Raw genomic sequence first — 1,096 nt, forward strand, 5'->3', positions numbered from 1 at the left:
GCTCTATACTTTGCTAACAACACTAATGAATTCTGCTTGGAAAATTTACTAAAATAGTTCAGCGTATTGTCTTCTACTTCTTTTTCTTAATTTTTTTGTCAAAAAACATCATATTAGACAAATTTTCGTATAAATTACCCTTCTAGGTGAGCTGAGCAATCTAAAGGAATGAAATGACGCTTAAACAATTAAAAGCTTTTTTAGCTCTTGCGCGTACACTCAACTATGCGAATGCCTCTTTAGAGCTACATCTAAGCCAATCAGCCTTAAGCCTGACCATCAAAAGTTTAGAAGAAGAATTAGGTGGTAAATTGTTTAACCGCAATACACGCCGTGTTGAACTTACCCAAGAAGGCAAATCCCTCATTCCATATGCAAAAAAATTACTCGCCAATTGGGATGAAATGGAAAACGATGTTAAACAACGCTTTAAGCTCAATCGAGGAACATTAAGTATTGCTTCAATGCCCTTTGTGACTCATGGAATTTTGCCTGAGGTGATTCATCAATTTTTAGAACTTCATCCCAATCTCAATTTTTCAATCCACGATATTCCGAATGAGACGATTATAGAAAAAGTACAAGATGGTATTTTCGAGCTTGGCATCTGCTTTGAACCAGATCTCACCGAAGGCTTAGAGTTCAAACCATTATTTGAAGAAGATTTCTTAGCTTTATTACCTAAGACTCATCCATTTGCTCAGTCGCCTTCTATTACTTGGCACGAGCTTTGTTCAAACCCATTCGTGACATTACAAAAACCTTCAATTGTTCGATATTTAGTTGAACAAAATTGTTTGCGAAATAATATAACGCTCGATTTGAAAGTTGAATGTCATCAAATTTCATCACTTTCAAGTTTTGTGGCTTATGGAATTGGAGTAAGTGCGATTCCAAGGCATTTTGCTAAACACATTGATAAAGAACATAACGTTTTGATTGAATTAAAGGATGAATCTATTCATAAGACTGTAGGAATTGTTTATAAAAAGAACTTTGAAATTTCAAATATTTCGACTCAATTTATTGAGGCTTTGGTTCAATATAAATTTTAAAAAATTAAAGACTGTATTTTAGGGCGAGCTAAGCTCAAGGC

At 34.2% G+C, this 1,096-nt stretch carries 1 protein-coding gene; it reads left to right on the forward strand.

The features are described from left to right. Positions 1 to 173 precede the first annotated feature (173 nt). Positions 174 to 1,055 carry a LysR family transcriptional regulator gene (locus HUN22_RS17210; protein WP_174731932.1) on the forward strand — a complete coding sequence of 294 codons (882 nt, stop codon included), beginning with the start codon at positions 174 to 176 and terminating at the stop codon, positions 1,053 to 1,055. Positions 1,056 to 1,096 lie beyond the last annotated feature (41 nt).

The sequence above is a fragment of the Acinetobacter lactucae genome (assembly GCF_013344765.1).
Lineage (GTDB): Bacteria > Pseudomonadota > Gammaproteobacteria > Pseudomonadales > Moraxellaceae > Acinetobacter > Acinetobacter lactucae_A.

Bases quoted from the DNA above. Each gene is read 5' to 3' on its own strand.
- HUN22_RS17210 (WP_174731932.1), top strand. From the start codon at position 174: ATGACGCTTAAACAATTAAAAGCTTTTTTAGCTCTTGCGCGTACACTC.